This is a genomic window from Polyangium spumosum (genome assembly GCF_009649845.1).
Lineage (GTDB): Bacteria > Myxococcota_A > Polyangia > Polyangiales > Polyangiaceae > Polyangium > Polyangium spumosum.
The window spans coordinates 1-691 of sequence record NZ_WJIE01000061.1 but is presented as its reverse complement, the minus strand read 5'-3'; the positions used below and the strand labels follow the sequence as shown (position 1 = coordinate 691).

Genomic DNA, 691 nt, shown 5'->3' with positions numbered 1-691 from the left:
CCTGAGCCAACCCGCAAGGGAGGCAGGGCCCCAAGGAGTGGCTGGTAACTGGGGTGAAGTCGTAACAAGGTAGCCGTAGGGGAACCTGCGGCTGGATCACCTCCTTTCTAAGGAAGCGCTTCGGCGCCTACCTAGAGGTCAAACCTCGTCCCACACGGTGCCCCGCGAGGGGTACAGTGAAGCGTACAATCCAGTTTCCAGGGACCGAGCTGCGGACCCGCGCGAGCGGGGGCTGCAGTTTGGGCCAGTAGCTCAGGTGGTTAGAGCGCACGCCTGATAAGCGTGAGGTCGGCAGTTCAACTCTGCCCTGGCCCACCTGAGCGTTCTGGAGAGCTCTTGGGGCTGTAGCTCAGCTGGGAGAGCGCGGGCTTTGCAAGCCTGAGGTCGACGGTTCGAGCCCGTTCAGCTCCACCGTCTGGACCCTCCAGACATCAAAAGACTGCGACGCTTCGGCGTCCTGGATCTCTGACAATTGAATAGTAGATAGCGTCCTAAAGCTAGCGAAGAAGCTGGCGCGAGGAGGTTCGGCAATCGAACTCCGAGCGCGAGCTCGATGCGTGCCTTAGGGGTACGGTCAAGCTACGAAGGGCGCACGGTGGATGCCTAGGCGATCAGAGGCGAAGAAGGACGTGGACAGCTGCGATAAGCTCCGGGGAACCGCTAACAGGTTGTGATCCGGAGATCTCCGAAT

The 691-nt window shown here is 60.8% G+C and carries 2 tRNA genes and 2 rRNA genes; all 4 read left to right on the top strand.

Features of this window, described 5'->3' with window-relative positions:
• Nucleotides 1-107, top strand: a 16S ribosomal RNA gene (locus tag GF068_RS43260); the annotation flags it as partial.
• 134 nt (nt 108-241) lie between these two features.
• Nucleotides 242-315, top strand: a tRNA-Ile gene (locus GF068_RS43255).
• Nucleotides 316-338: 23 nt separating this feature from the next.
• Nucleotides 339-411 (top strand) — tRNA-Ala (locus GF068_RS43250).
• A gap of 161 nt (nt 412-572) precedes the next feature.
• Nucleotides 573-691: ribosomal RNA gene (locus GF068_RS43245) — 23S ribosomal RNA — on the top strand; the annotation flags it as partial.